The organism is Amycolatopsis sp. NPDC050768, from assembly GCF_040654155.1.
GTDB lineage: Bacteria > Actinomycetota > Actinomycetes > Mycobacteriales > Pseudonocardiaceae > Amycolatopsis.
On sequence record NZ_JBFAHL010000017.1, the window covers coordinates 205,696 to 224,017 of the forward strand.

At 71.9% G+C, this 18,322-nt stretch carries 21 protein-coding genes; 17 read left to right on the forward strand and 4 right to left on the reverse strand.

The genetic code is table 11. The annotated features are described in order from the left end of the window. Positions 1–38: 38 nt before the first annotated feature. The 7 genes from mihF (at position 39) to AB0H62_RS38530 (ending at position 7,168) form a co-directional block, all read left to right on the forward strand. Positions 39–356: an integration host factor, actinobacterial type gene (mihF, locus tag AB0H62_RS38500; protein WP_003096398.1), complete on the forward strand. Its 318-nt coding sequence runs from the start codon at positions 39–41 to the stop codon at positions 354–356. Then, on the forward strand, positions 353–1,015 hold the full coding sequence (gmk, locus tag AB0H62_RS38505; protein ID WP_220238468.1) for a guanylate kinase: 663 nt from the start codon (positions 353–355) through the stop codon (positions 1,013–1,015). Before mihF ends, gmk begins: the two co-directional genes overlap by 4 nt. A 23-nt stretch (positions 1,016–1,038) precedes the next feature. Then, positions 1,039–1,290 carry a DNA-directed RNA polymerase subunit omega gene (gene rpoZ, locus AB0H62_RS38510; protein WP_220247522.1) on the forward strand — a complete coding sequence of 84 codons (252 nt, stop codon included), beginning with the start codon at positions 1,039–1,041 and terminating at the stop codon, positions 1,288–1,290. Next, complete coding sequence (coaBC, locus tag AB0H62_RS38515; RefSeq protein ID WP_220238469.1) at positions 1,283–2,521, forward strand: bifunctional phosphopantothenoylcysteine decarboxylase/phosphopantothenate--cysteine ligase CoaBC; 1,239 nt, start codon at positions 1,283–1,285, stop codon at positions 2,519–2,521. The genes rpoZ and coaBC overlap by 8 nt, the downstream gene beginning before the upstream one ends. A gap of 81 nt (positions 2,522–2,602) precedes the next feature. Beyond that, entirely contained in the window at positions 2,603–3,805 is a 1,203-nt protein-coding gene (gene metK / locus AB0H62_RS38520; protein WP_220238470.1) for a methionine adenosyltransferase, read from the forward strand. Between the two features lie 202 nt (positions 3,806–4,007). Next, positions 4,008–6,170, forward strand: coding sequence for a primosomal protein N' (locus AB0H62_RS38525; RefSeq protein ID WP_220238471.1), 2,163 nt, complete (start codon positions 4,008–4,010; stop codon positions 6,168–6,170). A 443-nt stretch (positions 6,171–6,613) separates the two neighbouring features. Next, the gene (locus AB0H62_RS38530; RefSeq protein ID WP_220238472.1) at positions 6,614–7,168 is read left to right on the forward strand and encodes a GNAT family N-acetyltransferase; all 555 of its coding nucleotides are present in this window, start codon (positions 6,614–6,616) and stop codon (positions 7,166–7,168) included. A 1-nt stretch (position 7,169) separates the two neighbouring features. Here AB0H62_RS38530 and AB0H62_RS38535 read toward each other — a convergent pair whose 3' ends face one another. Beyond that, positions 7,170–8,297 (reverse strand): hypothetical protein, encoded by a 1,128-nt coding sequence (locus tag AB0H62_RS38535; protein WP_360591595.1) that lies wholly within the window; start codon positions 8,295–8,297, stop codon positions 7,170–7,172. Between the two features lies 1 nt (position 8,298). Next, on the reverse strand, positions 8,299–9,363 hold the full coding sequence (locus AB0H62_RS38540; protein WP_220238474.1) for a helix-turn-helix transcriptional regulator: 1,065 nt from the start codon (positions 9,361–9,363) through the stop codon (positions 8,299–8,301). Between the two features lie 252 nt (positions 9,364–9,615). Here AB0H62_RS38540 and AB0H62_RS38545 point away from each other — a divergent pair, with 252 nt between their 5' ends. The 4 genes from AB0H62_RS38545 (at position 9,616) to AB0H62_RS38560 (ending at position 11,560) form a co-directional block, all read left to right on the forward strand. Beyond that, the gene (locus AB0H62_RS38545; protein ID WP_220238475.1) at positions 9,616–10,245 is read left to right on the forward strand and encodes a hypothetical protein; all 630 of its coding nucleotides are present in this window, start codon (positions 9,616–9,618) and stop codon (positions 10,243–10,245) included. Between the two features lie 20 nt (positions 10,246–10,265). Beyond that, entirely contained in the window at positions 10,266–10,928 is a 663-nt protein-coding gene (locus tag AB0H62_RS38550) for a Crp/Fnr family transcriptional regulator (RefSeq protein ID WP_220238476.1), read from the forward strand. An 84-nt stretch (positions 10,929–11,012) separates the two neighbouring features. Continuing rightward, the gene (locus AB0H62_RS38555; protein ID WP_255637717.1) at positions 11,013–11,342 is read left to right on the forward strand and encodes a hypothetical protein; all 330 of its coding nucleotides are present in this window, start codon (positions 11,013–11,015) and stop codon (positions 11,340–11,342) included. Further along, a complete protein-coding gene (locus tag AB0H62_RS38560; protein WP_220238477.1) occupies positions 11,339–11,560 on the forward strand; it encodes a hypothetical protein in 222 nt (73 codons plus the stop codon). Before AB0H62_RS38555 ends, AB0H62_RS38560 begins: the two co-directional genes overlap by 4 nt. A gap of 148 nt (positions 11,561–11,708) precedes the next feature. Here AB0H62_RS38560 and AB0H62_RS38565 read toward each other — a convergent pair whose 3' ends face one another. Further along, positions 11,709–12,164, reverse strand: coding sequence for a GatB/YqeY domain-containing protein (locus tag AB0H62_RS38565; RefSeq protein ID WP_220238478.1), 456 nt, complete (start codon positions 12,162–12,164; stop codon positions 11,709–11,711). Between the two features lie 95 nt (positions 12,165–12,259). On the opposite strand from AB0H62_RS38565, the gene fmt reads away from it, so the two are divergent. The 3 genes from fmt to AB0H62_RS38580 are packed head-to-tail and all read left to right on the forward strand — an operon-like array spanning position 12,260 to position 15,107. Continuing rightward, positions 12,260–13,186, forward strand: coding sequence for a methionyl-tRNA formyltransferase (gene fmt / locus AB0H62_RS38570; protein ID WP_220238479.1), 927 nt, complete (start codon positions 12,260–12,262; stop codon positions 13,184–13,186). Then, positions 13,183–14,607: a transcription antitermination factor NusB gene (locus tag AB0H62_RS38575; protein WP_360591599.1), complete on the forward strand. Its 1,425-nt coding sequence runs from the start codon at positions 13,183–13,185 to the stop codon at positions 14,605–14,607. The genes fmt and AB0H62_RS38575 overlap by 4 nt, the downstream gene beginning before the upstream one ends. Beyond that, positions 14,604–15,107 carry a flavoprotein gene (locus tag AB0H62_RS38580; RefSeq protein WP_220238481.1) on the forward strand — a complete coding sequence of 168 codons (504 nt, stop codon included), beginning with the start codon at positions 14,604–14,606 and terminating at the stop codon, positions 15,105–15,107. Before AB0H62_RS38575 ends, AB0H62_RS38580 begins: the two co-directional genes overlap by 4 nt. 54 nt (positions 15,108–15,161) lie before the next feature. On the opposite strand, the gene phoA is transcribed toward AB0H62_RS38580, so the two are convergent. After that, the gene (gene phoA / locus AB0H62_RS38585; RefSeq protein WP_220238482.1) at positions 15,162–16,547 is read right to left on the reverse strand and encodes an alkaline phosphatase; all 1,386 of its coding nucleotides are present in this window, start codon (positions 16,545–16,547) and stop codon (positions 15,162–15,164) included. 170 nt (positions 16,548–16,717) lie between these two features. Here phoA and rpe point away from each other — a divergent pair, with 170 nt between their 5' ends. The 3 genes from rpe to AB0H62_RS38600 form a co-directional block, all read left to right on the forward strand. Continuing rightward, entirely contained in the window at positions 16,718–17,404 is a 687-nt protein-coding gene (rpe, locus tag AB0H62_RS38590) for a ribulose-phosphate 3-epimerase (protein WP_220238483.1), read from the forward strand. 92 nt (positions 17,405–17,496) lie between these two features. Next, complete coding sequence (locus tag AB0H62_RS38595) at positions 17,497–18,102, forward strand: riboflavin synthase (protein ID WP_354885620.1); 606 nt, start codon at positions 17,497–17,499, stop codon at positions 18,100–18,102. A gap of 30 nt (positions 18,103–18,132) precedes the next feature. Continuing rightward, the coding region (locus tag AB0H62_RS38600; RefSeq protein ID WP_360591602.1) for a 3,4-dihydroxy-2-butanone-4-phosphate synthase at positions 18,133–18,322 on the forward strand (190 nt) is incomplete at its 3' end.

The following is an 18,322-nucleotide window of genomic DNA, read 5'->3' on the forward strand; positions in this document are numbered from 1 at the left end:
CGTCACCCACCCAGATTTGAGAACTACCGGAGGAAAACGTGGCACTTCCCCAGCTGACAGAGGAACAGCGTGCTGCGGCGCTGGAGAAGGCCGCCGCCGCCCGCCGCATCCGTGCTGAGCTGAAGGAGCGGCTGAAGCGGGGCGGTACCACTCTGGTCGACGTGCTGAAGCAGGCCGAGGAGAACGAAGTCCTCGGCAAGATGAAGGTTTCGGCCCTGCTCGAGGCTCTCCCCGGCGTCGGCAAGGTTCGTGCCCAGCAGACCATGGAACGACTGGAGATCGCGCCCAGCCGCAGGCTCCGCGGACTCGGCGACCGGCAGCGCAAGGCGCTGCTGGCCGAGTTCAGCGGAGAGTGAGCGGCGTCGGTCAGGACTACCCGGTGATCCGGGGCACCGACCGCGACGGTGAGCCGGTGGCGGGGGATACCTCCCGACACCGGCTCACCGTCGTCTCGGGGCCTTCCGGGGTCGGGAAGTCGAGCGTGGTGGGGGAGCTGCGCAAGCTCGAACCGGACATCTACTTCAGCGTCTCGGTCACGACGCGGAAGCCGAGGCCCGGAGAAGTCGACGGAAGCCACTACCACTTCGTGGAGCGGGCCGAGTTCGACCGGATGGTCGCAGACGGGCAGCTGCTGGAGTGGGCGGAGTTCGCGGGCAACCGCTACGGCACGCCGCGCGAGCCCGTGGAGCGGGCCCTGGCGGCCGGCCGGCCCGCCGTGCTGGAGATCGAGCTGCAGGGCGCGCGGCAGGTCCGGGCGGCCATGCCGGAGGCCCGGCTCGTGATGCTGATGCCGCCGTCGTGGGACGAGCTGGTCGGCAGGCTCACCGGGCGCGGCACCGAATCCGAGGCGGCGGTCGCCGCCCGGCTCGCCGAGGCGGAACGCGAACTGGCGGCCGCGGGCGAGTTCGACGTCCGGCTCGTGAACGCCGACGTGAGGACCGCCGCGGCGCGGTTGCTAGACTTGATTACCGGTGGCGATTCCTCTGCCGCCGATATCCTGGACGATACGGAGTAGCACGAGTGGCTGTTCAACAGGCGATGCTGGAAGAGCTCGAGGGCATCACCAACCCGCCGATCGACGACCTGCTCGAAAAGGTCTCCTCGAAGTACGCGCTGGTGATCTACTCGGCCAAGCGCGCGCGTCAGATCAACGACTACTACGCCCAGCTGGGCGAGGGTCTGCTGGAGTACGTCGGCCCCCTCGTGGAGCCGGGCCCCCGCGAGAAGCCGCTGTCGATCGCGCTGCGCGAGATCCACGGTGGCCTGCTCGAGCACACCGAGGGTGAGTGACACCAAGCCCAGGATCGTCCTGGGCGTAGGCGGCGGCATCGCCGCCTACAAGGCCTGTGAGGTCCTGCGAGGCCTCACCGAGTCCGGGCACGACGTTCGCGTGGTGCCCACCGAGGCCGCGCTGAACTTCATCGGCGCGGCCACCTTCGAGGCCCTCTCGGGACACCCGGTGCACACCGGGGTGTTCACAGAGGTGCCCGAGGTGCAGCACGTGCGCGTCGGCAAGGAAGCCGACCTCGTGCTGATCGTCCCGGCGACCGCCAACCTGCTGGCCAAGGCCGCGCACGGCATCGCCGACGACCTCCTCACCACGACCCTGCTCACCGCCCGGTGCCCGGTCGCCTTCTTCCCGGCGATGCACACGGAGATGTGGGAGCACCAGGCCACGCAGGACAACGTGGCGCTGCTGCGGTCGCGCGGCATGGTCGTGACCGAGCCCGCAGCCGGACGCCTCACGGGCGTCGACACCGGCAAGGGCCGGCTGGCCGACCCTGCCGAGATCGTGGACCTGGCCCGCCTGCTGCTCGACGAGCCCCGCGCGTTGCCGCGCGACCTCGAGGGCCTGCGCGTGGTCGTCTCCGCGGGCGGCACGCGCGAGCCGCTGGACCCGGTCCGCTACCTGGGCAACCGTTCGTCGGGCAAGCAGGGTTTCGCGCTCGCTCGCGTCGCCGCCCAGCGCGGTGCCGACGTGACGTTGATCGCCGCCCACACCGTCGAGTTGCCCCAGCCCGCCGGTGCGCACCTGGAGCGCGTGTCGAGCGCGGAGGAGCTGCGCAAGGCCGTGCACGCGGCCGCCGCCGACGCCGACGTGGTCGTGATGGCCGCCGCCGTCGCCGACTTCCGGCCGGCCATGCGGGCCGAATACAAGATCAAGAAGTCCGACGACTCGCCCGACCCCGTGATCACCCTCGACCGCAACGCCGACATCCTCGCCGAGCTGGTCCAGGGCCGTCGCGAGGGCCAGACGGTGGTCGGGTTCGCCGCCGAGACGGGCGACGAGCACGGCAGCGTGCTCGACCACGCGCGCACGAAGCTGCGGCGCAAGGGCGCCGACCTGCTGGTGGTCAACGCGGTGGGCGACGGCAAGGCGTTCGGCACGGAGGACAACTCCGGCTGGCTGCTGGCCGCCGACGGCACCGAGCAGGCGATCCCGCTCGGCGCGAAGGCGCGGCTCGCGGCCACAGTGTGGGACGCTGTAACAAGCTTGCGCGAACGTCGACTCCAGCACTAGGCCTTCTGGGTAATGTAGGGCTGTCTAAGGGGTACCTAAGTTCACGGGTACCGAGCCGAAATCGAGGGAAGTGACGAGGTCGTGACTGCGTCCACCAAAAGGCTGTTCACGTCGGAATCGGTGACCGAGGGCCATCCCGACAAGATCTGTGACGCCATCAGCGACTCGATCCTCGACGGCCTGCTCACCAAGGACCCGCGCAGCCGGGTCGCCGTGGAGACGCTCATCACCACGGGCCAGGTGCACGTGGCCGGCGAGGTGACCACCGAGGCCTACGCCGACATCCCGACCATCGTGCGGGACGTGATCCTGCGGATCGGCTACGACTCGTCGGCCAAGGGCTTCGACGGCAACTCGTGCGGCGTGAACGTGGCGATCGGCTCCCAGTCGCCGGACATCGCGCAGGGCGTCGACACCGCGTACGAGTCGCGGGTGGAAAGCGACGAGGACGAGATCAACCGTCAGGGCGCGGGCGACCAGGGCCTGATGTTCGGCTACGCCTGCTCGGACACCCCCGAGCTGATGCCGCTGCCGATCGCGCTGGCCCACCGGCTGTCGCGCCGGCTGACCGCGGTTCGCAAGGACGGCGTGCTGCCGTACCTGCGCCCGGACGGCAAGACCCAGGTCACCATCGAGTACGCGGGTGAGCAGCCCGTGCGCCTCGACACGGTGGTCGTGTCCACGCAGCACGCCGACGGAATCGACCTGGAGCAGATGCTCGGCGTCGACGTCAAGCAGCACGTGGTCGAGCCGGAGCTGGCCGAGCTGGGTCTCGACACGGCCGGCACCCGCCTGCTGGTCAACCCGACCGGCCGCTTCGTGATCGGCGGCCCGATGGGCGACGCCGGCCTGACCGGCCGCAAGATCATCGTCGACACCTACGGCGGCATGGCCCGCCACGGCGGTGGTGCCTTCTCGGGCAAGGACCCGTCCAAGGTCGACCGCTCCGCGGCGTACGCGATGCGCTGGGTGGCGAAGAACGTGGTCGCCGCCGGGCTGGCCGGGCGCGTCGAGGTGCAGGTGGCCTACGCGATCGGCAAGGCCGCTCCGGTGGGCCTGTTCGTGGAGACGTTCGGCACCGAGACGGTGGACCCGACGAAGATCCAGGACGCGATCAGCGAGGTCTTCGACCTCCGTCCGGCCGCGATCATCCGCGACCTCGACCTGCTGCGCCCGATCTACGCGCCGACCGCCGCGTACGGCCACTTCGGCCGCACGGATCTCGACCTGCCGTGGGAGAGCACCGCGCGGGCCGACGCGCTGCGTTCGCTCGCGGGCGCCTGAGTTTCTCGGTAGCTCTGACTGCCGGTGAAGGGCTCCTTGGGGAATTCCCTCAAGGAGCCCTTCACTGCTTTCCGGCGGCGGCACGCTCGAACCACCTGCCCACCGCACCCCGATGCAGCATGGGGTGCGGTGAGCGCACCGAACGCCGCGTTGGGGCGTTCTGGCGGTGGGACCGTCGGTGGGGTCTGGTAGAGATCTCGGGGTGAGCAGCTCCGAACCCGCCCCGCTGTGGGACCTCCCGGAGCCTTCGCGCTCCGCCTCGGAGCCGAAGGCTTCTTCGTCGCGTGCCGGTGCGGCCAAAGCTGCTGTGCCGAAGTCTGGTGCTGCGTCCGGTGCTGCGGCGAAGAAGGCCGCCGCGAAGAAGGCTCCGTCGCGCAAGGGGGCGCAGCAGCCGGCGCCCGAGCTGCCCGTCGCGAAGATCGTGGTGGACATCCCGCTGGCGCACCTGGACCGGACGTTCGACTACCAGGTGCCCGACAAGCTGCATGACGCCGCGGTGCCGGGTTGCCGCGTGCGGGTGCGGTTCGCGGGGCAGCTCGTGGACGGCTACCTCGTGGAGCGCACGGACACCACGGAGTACGAGCGGAAGCTGGCGTACCTGGAGCGCGTCACGTCGAGTGAGCCGGTGTTGCCGCCTTCGCTGCACGCCGTGTGCCGGTCGGTGGCCGACCGCTACGGCGGCACCCTGTCCGACGTGCTGCGGCTGGCTTTGCCGCCGCGGCACGCCAAAGCCGAGGCCGAGCCCGCTTCGGAACCGGCGCCGTCGCCGGACGTGCCGGACGTGTCGGCGTGGTCGCGGTACCAGTGGGGTCCGGCGTTCCTGGACGCCGTGGCCGACGGCAAGCCGGCCAACGCGGTGTGGCAGGCCCTGCCGGGCGAAGACTGGCCGCGCCGGCTCGCGGAGGCCGCGGCGGTGGCGGCGTCGTGCGGCCGGGGCGCGGTGCTCGTCGTGCCGGACCATCGGGACCTCACGCGGGTGCACGAGGCGTGCGCGGCGCTGATGGGCGAGGACGCCGTGGTGGCGCTGATCGCCGGGCTCGGGCCCGCGGAGCGGTACCGGCGCTGGCTCGCCGTGCTGCGCGGCGGCGTCCGGGTCGTGGTGGGCACGCGCGCGGCGATGTTCGCACCGGTGGCCGACCCGGGCCTGTTCGTCGTGTGGGACGACGGCGACGACTTGCACCTCGACCCGCACGCGCCTTACCCGCACGTGCGCGACGTGCTCATGGACCGCGCGCACGCCACGAAGTCGTCGCTGCTGGTCGGCGGTTTCGCGCGCACGGCGGAGGCGCAGCTGCTCGTGGAGTCGGGCTGGGCGCAGGCCGTGCTGGCCGACCGCGCCGAGCTGCGCGCGGCCGCCCCGCGGGTGACGCCGGTGGGGGAGGACTTCGACGTCGCCCGCGACGAGGCCGCGCGCGTCGCCCGCCTGCCCGCGGTGGCCTTCGAGGCGGCGCGCCAGGCGTTCGCCGCCGGGCTCCCGGCGCTGATCCAGGTGCCCCGGCGCGGCTACGTCCCGGGCCTGGCCTGTGGCAACTGCCGCACGCCCGCGCACTGCCGCCGTTGCGCCGGTCCGCTGGCGCTGCCCGGCGGCTCGGTGGACGGCGCGCCGAAGCCGCCCGCGTGCCGCTGGTGCGGCGTGCCGGAGACCGCGTTCCATTGCCAGGCTTGCGGTTCCGTGCGGCTGCGCGCGGTGATCGTGGGCGCGAAGCGCACCGCGGAGGAATTGGGCCGGGCCTTCCCGGGCGTTCCCGTGCGTACTTCCGGCGCGGCCGAGGTGCTGGCAACGGTGCCGGGAGGCCCCGCGCTGGTGGTCTGCACCCCCGGCGCCGAACCGGTCGCCGAGGGCGGCTACGGCGCCGCCCTGCTCCTCGACGGCTGGGCCCTGCTCGGCCGCCAGGACCTGCGTGCCGCCGAGGAAACCCTGCGCCGCTGGATGGCCGCGGGCGCCTTGGTGCGCCCGGCCGCTTCGGGCGGCCGGATCGTGGTGGGCGCCGAGGCCGGCCTGTCCGTGGTCCAGGCCCTGGTCCGCTGGGACCCGGCCTGGCACGCCGCCTTGGAGCTCGGCCAGCGCCGCGAACTGGGCTTCCCGCCCGCCATGCGCATGGCCAGCGTCGAAGGCACGCCCGACGCCGTCGCCTCCGTCCTCGACGACCTGCCCCTGCCCGACACCGGCGAAGTCCTCGGCCCCGTCCCCCTGGGCGACTTCGACGCCGACGGCAACGCCTCCCGCGAACGCGCTCTGGTCCGTGTGGCGCGTCCGGAGGGCAAAACGCTGGCCGCTCTGCTCCACGACGCCGCGGCCCGCCGCGACGCCCGAAAGGCGGCCGAGCCGGTGCGGATTCAGCTGGATCCGCTGGAGCTGATCTAGCACCGTTTCAGCCGACGGGCAGGTAGTTCCGCCCAGTCTCTTGGCTGCGCGGTCCGGCGGGTGTGGCGCGCCGGAGGGCTAACCGGGGTCTGCCGGGCTACGAGACGCCGCGGCCCGCTGGGACGCTCGCAAGGCGGCCGAGCCGGCGCGGATTCAGCTGGATCCGCCAGCACCTTCCGAGCCGGCCGTGGTGGTGCAGTCCTCTCCCACACCCCCGGGCGAGGGGCGCCGGACGACGGTCGAAAGGTCGGGTTCGCGAACGTTGTCCGGACCACTGTCCGGCCCACCCCGTTTCGTTTCGGCCTTGATCGGGCATGTGGAAGGCGGTCGGGGGAGGGCCCGGCGGGATGAAGCACGCCCGCGGCGCTGCTCCGTGCGCGCGCCGGGACTGCTCCTTTCGCTGGCTGCGCGCTTTCACCGGGTCCCCCTACGCTGGAGGCGCGATGTTCAGGACCGATCCGCGCGACGCCGACGGCTGCCCGTCCGGCGAAGGGGAGCCCGCGGCCGAGGCGACGATCCGGGCCGCCGAACCGACCGACGTCACCGCGCTGAGCACCGCGCTCGGCGCGGAAGAGTACTTCGCCGACCGGCTCGGGAGGCAGGCCGAGGGGCTGGGCGTCCTGCTCACCGCGTGGTGGGCGGATCGGCCGGTCGGGGCCTTGTACCTGTGGCTCGAGGACGCCGAGGAGCCGCCCATCCGCAGCCGGCTGCCGGGCGTCCCGCTGCTGACGCACGTGGAAGTCCTGCCGGCCACGCGCAATCGCGGCGTCGGCCGGGCGCTGGTCGACGCGGCCGAGGGGCGGCTGGCGAGTCTCGGGCACCGGCGCGCCGCGCTGGCCGTGCGCACGGACAACGCGGACGCGGCCCGGCTGTACCGGAGGCTCGGTTACCGGGACTGGGGGCACGGCACGGTTGTCTGCTACGCCGAGCACTTCCTCCCGGACGGCCGCACCGTGTCCGAAGCCGAGCTGTGCCACGTGCTGGTGAAGACCCTCTGAGTCAGCTCCGCAGCACCAGGTCGGCGATGCCGAGGGTCTGGAACGCGGCGTCCACGCCGCCGGTCACGTGCTGGTCGTGCAGGCCGGCCACGTGCGCGCACCACGTCACCCGGTCTTCCTGCCACGCTCGCAGGAAATCCGCGCACAGCTTCGGCGTGATCATTTCCTCGTTGCGGTGCAAGGCGGTGCGCAGCGCCTCGACCATGTTGTCGCGCCGGTCGGGATCCAGCCCGGCCGCGACCTGAACCTGGAGCATGGCGGCGCGGATGAAGTTCCGGCGGACCTCAAGGAAGCTCGTCCAGTACCCCTCCGTCGCGGCTTCGAGGCCGAGGCCCTGGTCGAGCAGGCCGTAGACGCCCTCGGCGAGCGTGTCGCCCAGTTCCTCGGACTCGGCCCGGATCTGGTTGTACGGGTCGTACTCCGCCTGGTGCGCGGTCCCGGTGAGCGCGGTCGGCCGCAACCTTCTGTCGCCCAGCAGGAAGAACCAGTCCTCGTTGTAGAGGTCCGGGAAGAACGAGTCGAAACACCGCTCGCCCACGACCAGCGCACCGCCGCCGACGAACGTGTCCTGCCGCCCGCCCGACTCGCGGTAGGCGTGGCACACCACGGAGTTGTCGGGCATGCCGGTGTTCGTCAGGCCGACGGCCGCGTGGGCACCGAGCAGACCCGAGGCCTCGCGCAGGTCGGCCGGGCGGGGCAGCGTGATGTCGTCGTCGAGGAACAGCACGCGCTGCCAGTTCGCGAGGCCGGCGACGAGCAGGCCCAGGTTGCGTTTGAGGCTGGTGTCGGCGCCGCGGAGCAGCTCGTGCTCCCACAACAGCTGAGACGCGGCGAAGCGGGGCATGACGCCCGGCGGGAGACAGTCGGTGTCGATCGCGAAGGCCCGCACCCCGGCCTTCTTCGCCGCCAGCGCGACCCGGTCGGCGCTCGCCTTCTGGCTGCAGAGCAGCAGCACCGGCGCGTCGAGCTCCCGGGCGATGGTCCAGGTGTGGTCCAGAGCGTGCTCGTCGCGGCCGTTGGGCACGACGATCGCGTCCAGCTCGGCCTCGGGAGTCCTCCCGGCGCCGACCTCGGCCAACAGGCGCCGGTGGGTGGTGTGCTGCGCCGGCGCTCCGACGGCAGTGGTCATCTCAGCTCGTTTCTGGCCATTCGTGCAGCCGGTGCTCCGCCAGCGTCCAGTCGGGCGTGAGCCCCTGGTTGTTGAAGATCGGCACGCGGCTGATGATGCTGAAGGAGTCCGCGTGGGCGAATCGGGCGTCCAGGTGGGCCTGGTTGCGATCGCGGAAACGCGGGTCGGTCAGCGCTCGCACGGCTCCGAGGGTTCCCCGGCCGTACATCCCGTTGCACACGGTGACGGTGCGTTTGCGGTTGAGCGGGTTGACTCCGTGGTAGAAGAGCGCGACATCGGCGACGAGGGTGTCGGCGTCTGACGTCTGGGCTTTGAAGCGTTCGGTCGTGCCGTCCGTGCGGGTCACCTCGAAGCTGCCCGGCACGTCCTGGCCAGGGCCCCCGCGGCCGATCTGCCGCACCGGCGCGTCGATCAGGTTGAGCAGCTCGCGGGTCTGCGGGTTGAAGTCGACGCCGCCAAGTAGCACGAGGTGCGCCGTGTAGTCCTTGGGGCGCAGGGGGACCCGGGGGTTCGCGGTGCGGAAGGAGACGTTGCTGGTGGGGTTGCAGGCCCGGATGTGGCCGTACAGCTCGATCAGCGCGTCCGGGTCGGCATAGCTGAAGAGCCGGGAGTAGTCGGGACTGGCCGGATCCGCGTAGCCGATCCGCATGTCTTCGGGCAGCTGCGCGTCGACGATCACGACGTCTTCGTTCGGCGGGAACCGCCAGACGTTGCCCGGCGCGAAATCGGCCGAGCCCGTCGCCTCGTGGGAGCCGCCGCGCAGCTCGGTCAGCTCGGCGAGCAGGTCCTCGCGCCCGCGCTGCTCCTGCTCGGTGAGCTGCTCGGCCGCCAGCAGGCGGAACGACTGCCCCTCGATCGACCGCCGGGTGGCGAAGAACGTGGCGTACGCGTCGAGCCGGAGCATGGGTGGCGACACCGGGTTGCTGGTGTTCTCCCACGACGAGAGCAGCGTGTTGCTCACCCCGAACACGTCGGCGAGCTGGCGTTGGGTGATCTGCACCCCGGACCAGGTCTCCTTCCGCAGCGCGCGGAGGCGTCCGGCGAGGGCGGGGCTCGGCTGGGACACGACTTCAGACCTTTCAGTGAAGTCCACTGGAACGCGAGTGACGAAGATTGTACACGGAGAGTACGGAGTCGGCTTGAGAGGCTCGCCGGGACGGGTCCGGCAGGAGATTGAGGGGTTGTTCAGTCCGTCTGTCGGCAAAACTCTTAGGGAGAACTTAAGTCTAAGGCTCTGTTCAGGTTCAGTCGCAGCCTTTATAGTTCGATCTATGGAAGTCTACTGGATTTCAGGAACCACCTGAACAGGGGGTCGGCCATGGACACCAGCGTTCTGCACGTGCCACTGCATCGAGCGATCGTGGTGGTCGACATCGAGGGGTCGACCACCCGCACCAACCCCGCTCGGGCCCGGCTGCGCGCGATTCTGTTCGACCTGCTCGACGAGGCGTTCCGCGCCGGGGGGATCGCGGAGGGGTTCCGGGACCCCTTCGTGGACCGCGGCGATGGCGCGTTGTGCCTGGTCCGGCCGGTCGACGAGGCGCCGAAGACGGTCCTGCTCGCCGAGGTGGTGCCCGCCCTGGCGGAGCTGCTCGCGCGGCACAACGCCGAGAGACCCGACGAGGCCTTCCGGCTCCGGGTGGCGATCCACGCCGGCGAGGTGCACTACGACCTCCACGGCCCCTACGGCGAGGACGTCGACCTCGCCTGCCGGCTGCTCGACGCCACCGAGCTGCGGCGCCGGCTGCGCACCGCCGACGGGCCGCTCGCGCTGGCCGTCTCCGAGGCCATCCACTGGTCGGTGGTCCGCCACGACTACGACGGGATAGACCGCACCGCGTTCACCGACGCATTCCACGTGCGGGTGGGCGGGAGACGGATGCGGGGCTGGCTCCGCACCGCAGACTGGGCCGGGGCCGGCAGCCCCAGGACGGGGCTCACCGCCTGACGAGCCGGGAGGTGACCGGCGTGGAGACGACCGGATTCTGGCCGGCGCTGGGCGAGGCCGACCGCGGCAAGGTGGCGGAGCTGGCGGTCCGCCGCACCTACCGCCGGGGCGACGTGGTGTGCCGCGAAGGCGACCGCGCCGCGGTGGTGGTGCTCCTGCTGTCGGGCCACGTCCGGATCACCAACGCGACTTCCGACGGCCGCGAGGTCGTGATCGCCGTGCGCGGCGCGGGCGACGTGGTCGGCGAGCTCGGCGCCATCGACGGCGGCCCGCGCTCGGCGACCGTGTCGGCGCTGGACGATCTCGACGCGCTCGTCGTTCCCGCCGCCCGCTTCGCCGCGCTGTGCCGGCGCGAAGCGGCGATCTCCTGGGCGTTGCTGCTGGTCCTGGCCGACCGCATGCGCGACATCGGCCGGCAGCGGCTCGACGTCGGCGGCGGCACGATCACCCGGCGCGTCGCGGCGCAGCTTATGCAGCTGGCCGTGCAGCACGGGGTGCGCCGGGGCGACGACATCGTCATCGCGATCCCCGGCACCCAGGCCGAACTCGCGACCACCGCGGCGGTTTCGCGCGAATCGTGGGCCCGGGTGACGCGGGAACTGCGCCGGCTCGGCGTGCTCAGCACCGCGCGCGGGCAGGTCGTGATCCACCGGCTCGCGGAACTGGGCCGGCTCGCTCGCTGAACTTTGCCCGAACGTGTCTGCAGACACAGATTTCCCTGCGCCACAGGGGAATCTTGGTAGCACACACTCACGACGGAGGCAGCCATGGACCCGTTTCTTCCCGCCCCGCAACCGATTCGATGGCGCCGCGGGGTCTACGCGGCGGCGCTGGTGATCCCGTTCACCGTGATGCAGCTGTGGGCGCTGCTGGTGCTCCTGAGTCTCGCCGACTTCAGCGGCCTTGTCGTACAAGCGGTTCTGGTGCTCGTGCTCGGCTCGGCGGTCTCGCTCGCCGTCGGCTGGCGGTGGGCCTGGCGCCTGGGTTCCGAACGCCGGCGCGCTCTCGAAACCCGCCGCGAGTTCGAGGCCTGGCGTGATGCCGCACGCGAAACCCCGCCGGCCGAACGGATCGGCGCCGGGCGAGGCCGTCGATGAGCGCGCTGGCGGCCGCCGCCACCGAGAGCGGCCCCGACACGTCGACGGTCGTGCTGGTTGTCGCTCTCGTCGCGTTCATCGTCGCGGTCCGGATCGTGCGGCGGATCGTCGGCTTCGTCGTGAAGACCGCCGCGTCGGCCGCCGCGCTCGCCGGCGTCGTCATGGCGGTCGGCGGACTCGGCGGACTGACGACGCTGGCCGTGCTCGCCCTTCAGTAGGCCGCCCTCGTTCTCCTTGCCACGCCACGATTCCCGGGCGGCCGGGAACCCGGTCCCGCACGCGGCGGGCACCGGGTTTTCTCTTTTTGGCGAAGGAATCCGCTCGACCAGCTCGCCGACGCGCGAACGTTTCGCCGGTGATACCCGCTCAGCCGGCCAGCTGCCGCTTCACCTCCGCCGCGACCCGGCCGCCCTCCGCGCGCCCCGCGATCTTCGGCTGTACCGCCTTCATCACCGCGCCCATCCCCGCCATCCCGGACGCGCCGGTGCTCGCCACGGCGTCCGTCACCAAGGCCGTCAGCTCCTCGTCCGAAAGCTGCGCCGGCAGGTAGCTCGTGAGGACCTCCGCTTCGGCGCGTTCGCGGTCGGCAGATTCGGCGCGGCCGGCGCCCGCGAAGGCCTCGGCGGCATCGCGGCGTTTTTTCACCTCGCGGGTGATGATCTTCTGAACCTCGTCGTCGGAGAGCTCGCGGTGGGTGTCGCCCGCGGTTTCCTCGTAGCCGATGGCCGAGAGCGTGAGCCGCAGCGTCGCGGAGCGGAGCTGGTCGCGCGCCTTGATGGCGGTGGTGAGGTCGTCGTGGAGGGTCTGCTTGAGCGTGGTCATCCCCCGATCCTGGCACCACCGCCGCGGCGACGCGCGGGTCTTCTAGACTCGACCGTGATGTCCAACCAGTACGAATCGCTTCCGGAGGTGCGGTGATGAGGCTCGTTTTCGCCGGTACCCCCGAACCCGCGGTGCCCTCGCTGCGCGCTCTGCTCGAATCCGGCCGCCACGAGGTCGTCGCGGTGGTGACGCGCCCCGACGCCCAGGCCGGGCGCGGCCGCCGCGTCGTGCGCTCGCCCGTCGGGGCGCTCGCCGACGAGCACGGCATCGAGGTGCTCACGCCCGCGCGCGCCGGGGACCCCGCGTTCCTCGCGCGCCTCACGGAGCTGGCGCCCGACGCGTGCCCCGTCGTCGCGTACGGGGCGCTGTTGCCGCAGTCCGCGCTCGACATCCCGGTCCACGGCTGGGTGAACCTGCACTTCTCGCTGCTGCCCGCGTGGCGCGGCGCCGCGCCGGTGCAGTCGGCGATCCGCGCGGGTGACGAGATCACCGGCGCCAGCACGTTCCGCATCGTCAAGGAGCTCGACGCCGGGCCCGTCTTCGGCGTCGTCACCGAGAAGATCGGCCCGGCGGACACCTCGGGTGTGCTGCTGGGCCGGCTCGCCGAGTCGGGCGCGCACCTGCTGCTGTCCACCATGGACGGCATCGAGGACGGCACGCTGCGGGCCGTCGAGCAGTCCGCCGACGGCATGACCTACGCGCCGAAGGTGACGGTCGAAGACGCTCGCGTATCGTTCGCTGACCCGGCCGCGGCCGTCGACCGGCAGATCCGCGCGGTGACGCCGGAGCCGGGCGCGTGGGCGGAGTTCCGCGGCGAGCGCTTCAAGCTGGGGCCCGTCACGGTGGTCGACGAACCGGGCCCGGCGCCGGGCGAGCTCGTGGTCGAGCGCAAGCGCGTGCTCGTGGGCACGGCGACGAAACCGGTGCGGCTGGGCGAGGTCCAGGCATCGGGCAAGAAACGGATGGCGGCCACCGACTGGGCGCGCGGTACACGGATCGAAGAGGGAGAGCGCCTGCGGTGAACGAGCGTGGGGAACGGCGGCCGTCCAGGCCGCAGCGGGGCCGGCCGGCTCCGCGCAAAGAGGGACCGCGCCGTCCGCCGGAGGTCGATCCGGCCCGCCAGGCCGCGTTCGACGTGCTGCGCGCGGTGCGCGAGAAGGACGCGTACGCGAACCTCGTGCTGCCGCAGCTGCTTCGCGAACGTCGCATCACCGGCCGCGACGCGGCGCTGGCCACCGAGCTCACGTACGGCGCTTCACGCGCCCAGGGCCTGCTCGACGCCGTGATCGGCGCTTGCGCCGAGCGGCCGATCGAGAAGACGGACCCGGTGGTGCTCGACGCGCTGCGCCTCGGCGTCTACCAGCTGCTGCGCACGCGCATCCCGGAGCATGCGGCCGTCGGGTCCACTGTGGACCTCGTGCGCGCCGAAGCCGGTTCGTGGGCAACGGGGTTCGCCAACGCGATCCTGCGCTCGGTGTCCGCAAAGGACGAACAGGCCTGGCTCGACGAGCTGGCACCCGACGAGTCGGCCGACCCGATCGGCTCGTACGCTCTGCGCACGGCGCACCCGCGCTGGGTCGCGCGCTCCTTCGCGGAAGCGCTGGGCGACAAGGGCGCGGAGCTGAAGGCGGCGCTCGAAGCCGACGACGCCCGCCCCGAGGTGCACCTGGTGGCGCGCCCCGGTGAGATCAGCGCCGACGAGCTGGCCGCGATCACGGGCGGCGACGTCGCCCCGTACTCGCCCTACGGCGTGCGCCTGCCCGCCGGCGCCGGTGACCCGGCCGACGTCGAGCCCGTGCGCGAACGCCTCGCCGCCGTGCAGGACGAGGGCAGCCAGCTGTGCGCGATCGCCGCCACGAAGGTGCCGCTCGAAGGTTCCGACGAACGCTGGCTCGACCTGTGCGCCGGCCCCGGCGGCAAGGCCGCGCTGCTCGGCGCGCTCGCGGCGATCAGCGGCGCCCGCGTGGATGCCATCGAGAAGGCCCCGCACCGCGCCAAGCTCGTGGAGAACGCCACCCGCGGCCTGCCGGTCAAGGTGCAGGTCGCCGACGGCCGCGAGTCCGGCCTGGAACCGGGCTACGACCGCGTGCTCGTCGACGCGCCGTGCAGCGGCCTCGGCGCCCTGCGGCGGCGGCCGGAAGCCCGCTGGCGCCGCAAGCCCAGCGACGTCTCCGACCTGACGAAGCTGCAGGCCGAGCTGCTCACGGCCGCGCTGGACCTGGTCCGGCCGGGCGGTGTGGTCACCTACGTCGTGTGTTCGCCGCACCTCGCCGAGACCGAGGGTGTCGTCGGCGAGATCGCCCGCCGCACCAAGTCGGAAGTCCTCGACGCACGCGAGTTCTTCCCGGGCGTGCCGCAGCTCGGCGACGGCCCGTACGTGCAGCTGTGGCCCCACCGCCACGGCACCGACGCGATGTTCTGCGCCACCCTGCGCAAACCGTGAGAGACCTCGGCCTGGTCGCGAGCTCGTGCGGTGGGCTGGACACCCGGTTCACCGCCGAGCTGGCCCGCCCCGCCGCCACGCGCGGCTGGCGCCTCGCGGTCACGCTGACGCCCGTCGCCCACCGCTGGCTGGAGGCGACGGGCGGGCTGACCGAGCTGGCCGCTACCACCGACCTGCCGGTCCGCAGCGTCTCGCGCCTGCCCGGCGAGCCGCGCCCGCACCCGGACCCGTCGGTGTTCCTCTTCGCCCCCGCGTCGGCCAACTCCTTGGCCAAGCTCGCCCTGGGCATCGCCGACAACCAGGCGCTGACCCTGCTCGGCGACGTCCTCGGGGCGCCCGGGATCACGATCGTGGTGGCCTATCAGATCCAGGACACGCGGGTGCACCACCCGGCCTGGCAGCGTCACCTGGACACGCTGAAGTCGGCGGGTGTCCGCCTTCACCGCCTCGACCCCCGGCGGCCGTGGTCGGAAGTCCTCGACCTCCTGCCTGGCGCGTAAGAACGAAAAACGGGTGTGCCCCCGGAAACCGAGGACACACCCGTCAGCAGAACGTCAGCGCAGGTGCAGCGCACGCTTCAGCGTCGAGAACACGTCGGTCTGGTTGGTCAGCCCGACGATGTTCGCGGCCTGCGGCCCGTAGCCCGCGATGCGGACCTGGGTGCCGGTGTGCGACTGCGAGCCGCCCGTCTCGGCGGTGCCGTAGGCGATCGTCATGTTCGAGCCCTCGTTGGTGACCAGCGTGGCGGTGAGGCCCGGGGTAGCGGTGGGCTCCACGATCTGGCTGCTGTGGCCGTGGTCGGCCGTCACGAGCACGAGGGTGTCGCGGTGGCTGCGGGCGTACGCCAGGCCCGCGGCGATCGCGGAGTCGAAGTCGACCGTCTCGCCGATCTGGCCGCACGGGTCGGCCGCGTGGTCCTGCTTGTCGATGCTGGCGCCCTCGACCTGCAGGAAGAAGCCCTTGTCGCTGTGGCGGTCGTCGAGCAGCTCGATCGCCTTGCGGGTCTGGTCGGCCAGCTTCGGCTGGGTCTTCGGCAGCGCCGGGTTCGGGGTGCAGCGGGCCGGCTGGGTGCCACCGTGGACCGCGGCAGGACCGGTCCAGTTCACCGGCATGTTGTTCGCGGCGAACAGGCCGAGAACCGGCTTGTCCTTCTTCGCCTTCGCCAGGTCGGCGGCGGTATTGACGACGTTGTAGCCGGCCGCTTTCGCCTGGTCCAGCACGGTCTTGCCCTTGAACTTGCCGGCCGTCACCTTCTGGTCGAAGAAGGCCGCGCCGCCGCCGAGCAGGACGTCGGGGCGGGTCTGCACCAGCTGCTCGGAGATCGAGCCGGCGCCACCGTTCTCCTTGGCGTTCTGCGCGCACTTGGCGGTCGTCTCGACCGGGCCCTTGCAGTCGCGGCTGACGACGTGCGAGCCGAGCACGGCCGGGGTCGCGTCCTGGACCTCGGCGGTCGTGACGTCACCGGTGCGCAGGCCGCCGCGCTTGGCCAGCTCGAGGATCGTCGGCACGGGGTTGCCGTACGCGTCGACCGAGATCGCGCCGTTGTAGGTCTTGGTGCCGGTGGCCCAGCCGGTGCCGGACGCGGCCGAGTCGGTCACGTAGTTCGGCTTGCCGGGGTTGTTCTGCTCCACGGCGTACGTGGTGTAGTCGCCGGTCAGCGGCAGCTCGTCCATCGCGAGCCGCCCGGCCGCGCCGCGCTCGTAGTTGCGCGCCGCCGTGATCTCCGACTGGCCCATGCCGTCGCCGATGAACAGGATCACGTTGCGCGCGGTGCCGCCCTGGATCGCGTTGCGGACGTCCTGCGTGCGGTCACCCGCGGAGGCCGTGCGCGACGTCGCGGTGTCCGAAGTCGCCAGGGCGACCGGGGCCGCGGCGATCAGCGCGGCGCCGAGCGCGCCCGCGGTCAGCCACTTGCGGCGGCCGGCGAAGAGCGTTCTCATGCAGTTTCTCCTCGGATGGGGATTAATCCGGAAACTCCGGCTCGGGCTATTAGTCCGCGTGCATGTGTTCCGCGCGCATCATCCGGATGATCGCTGGATGTCCGAAAAGAGAACAGCGGGCCGCCGCAGCCGGTTCACGACGGTTAACAGGCCCGACCTAGACTCGGGGCGTGGCCGATCGACCCCTCATCGCACCCAGCATCCTGTCCGCGGACTTCGCCCGGCTCGGCGAGGAGATCGCGGCGATCGCGCACCCCGGGGAGACCCGCGCCGACTGGGTCCACGTGGACGTGATGGACGCGCACTTCGTGCCCAACCTGACGCTCGGGCTGCCCGTGGTCGAGGCGCTGCTGAAGTCCACCGACGTGCCGATCGACTGCCACCTGATGATCGACGACCCGGACCGCTGGGCGATCGGGTACGCCGAGGCCGGCGCCTACAACGTCACGGTCCACGTGGAAGCCGCGAACGACCCGGTGAAGCTCGCGAAGGACCTGCGCGCGGCCGGGGCGAAGGCAGGCCTGTCGGTGAAGCCCGGCACCCCGATCGAGCCCTACCTCGAGACCCTCAAGCACTACGACACGCTGCTCGTGATGTCCGTCGAGCCCGGGTTCGGCGGCCAGTCGTTCATCCCCGACGTGCTGGAGAAGGTGCGCACCGCGCGCCGCCTCGTCGACACCGGCCACCTCAAGCTCGTGGTCGAGATCGACGGCGGGATCAACGCCGAGACCATCGAGCAGGCCGCCGAAGCCGGCGTCGACTGCTTCGTCGCCGGGTCCGCCGTCTACGGAGCGGACAACCCGGGCCTGGCGGTCGCGGCGCTGCGTGAACAGGCCGCGCGCCACCGCGCGAACTGACCCCGCGCCCGGGGAAGCACCGGGGTACGGGCGGGTGTTGGATGGAGGGATCACCGGGTTCGGACGGTGACGGCGGCGAGGAGGCAGCAGCAGTGTTCACCGGGATAGTCGAGGAGATCGGCGAAGTCACCGCGGTCGAGCAGGGCACCAACATGGCGCGGCTCACGGTGCGTGGCCCCTTGGTCACGTCCGACGCGAACCACGGCGACTCGATCGCCGTCAGTGGGGTGTGCCTGACGGTCGTGGCCGTCTCGGAGGGTGGGTTCACCGTCGATGTGGTGAACGAGACACTCGCGCGCTCCAGCCTCGCCAAGGTGGCCGTGGGCGACGCCGTGAACCTCGAGCGCGCCACCCCCGCGGGCGGCCGCCTCGGCGGGCACATCATGCAGGGCCACGTCGACGGCACGGGCGTCTTCCTGTCCCGCGACGACACGGGCGTGACCACGTTCGCCCTGCCCACGGGCCTGGGGAAGTACGTCGTCGAGAAGGGCTCGATCGCCGTCGACGGTGTGTCGCTGACTGTGGCTTCGATCACCGACGAGCAGTTCTCCGTGGCGCTGATCCCCACCACGCTCGAGGCCACGACGCTGGGCCGGCGTGAGGCGGGCGACCTCGTGAACCTCGAAGTGGACGTCGTCGCGAAGTACGTCGAGAAGCTCGCGATCCCACATCTGGCCGCGAGCGCGCACAATGTCTGACGTTCGGTCCGACGGTACGAAGGAGCAGCCGTGAGCGAGACGAAGGCGGCCGAGCCGCGGACGGGCTGGACGCCCTGCGGTGCCGGCGCGGTGTTCGACGCGGACGCCATCGAGGCGGCGGTCGCGGACATCGCGGCGGGCAAAGCCGTGGTGGTGGTCGATGACGAGGATCGTGAGAACGAGGGCGATCTGATCTTCGCGGCGGAGAAGGCGACGCCGG